We start from the raw sequence: 942 nt of genomic DNA on the forward strand, positions 1-942 counted from the left end.
CCCGGGACCCCGCTGGCGAACTGGCTGCGCACCAAGGCGCTCATGGAGAGCGTCAACCCGCGGATCTTCGAGTCCACCCTCGAGCAGCGCGTGCCGAGCCTGCGCGGCCTGCTCAACGGCCTGGTCGGGCCGATCGCCGACCCCGCGGTGGACACCGCGGCGGCCGGCTACACCCGCGCGCAGTGGCGGTCGATGACCGCGGCCGAGCGGATGACCGCCCTCGACCAGCAGGCGGCACGCGCGGAGGCCGTGGCCCAGGGCATGGCGGAGCAGGCGCAGCAGCTGCGGGACCGGGCCGACCGGACCGAGCGGCAGGCGGGGTCGCTGACCAGCGCCATGCCCGGCCAGCGGGTGCGCGCCGCGCTGCCGCGCGGGCCGCGCGAACCCGGCCGGCGGCCGTGGGTCAGCTGGCAGCCGGAGGTCGACCGGGCTGCGGCCGGGAACGCCCCGCCGGGAGTGCGCCAAGCCCTGCTCCAGCAGGCCGACGCCCTGCGCGAGGCCGCCGTGGAGCGCGACATCCACGCCGCGCAGTGGCGGCACGAGGCGCGGGTGATCCGCTCCTACGCCGACGTGCACCGCGTGATCGCGGCGCGCAACGCCCCGGTGCCCGGCGCCGCCGCTCGTGCCGCGTTCGAGCACCTGCCCACGGACGTGGCGGCGCTGGTCGAGGCCGCCGGTCTCCCGGGTGCGGCGCTCGACCGGCTCAACGCCATCGGGCACATGGACGGGCACGCCGCCCCGGCGCAGGCGTTGGCCGCGTTGGCCGCCGAGCACTCCCTGGGCTGGGACAAGCCGACCCGGCGGACGGTGCTGGCCGGTCTGCGGGAAGCCGCCGGCGGGCCGCGCACGCCCGCGGCGCCCGAGCGAACGACCCCTCCGGGTGCGCCGGCTCGGGACCCGGGCTCCGCGGAGGGCGCCTCCGCGACCGGTCCCGCCCGGGGC

Annotated in this window: 1 protein-coding gene; it reads left to right on the top strand. The window is 79.2% G+C overall.

Features of this window, described 5'->3' with window-relative positions; all coding sequences use genetic code 11:
* Window positions 1-942, top strand: a 942-nt coding sequence (locus KIK08_RS39250; protein ID WP_214408364.1) for a hypothetical protein, incomplete at both ends; no start/stop codon positions are given.

The organism is Pseudonocardia lacus (assembly GCF_018531445.1).
GTDB classification, from domain to species: domain Bacteria; phylum Actinomycetota; class Actinomycetes; order Mycobacteriales; family Pseudonocardiaceae; genus Pseudonocardia; species Pseudonocardia lacus.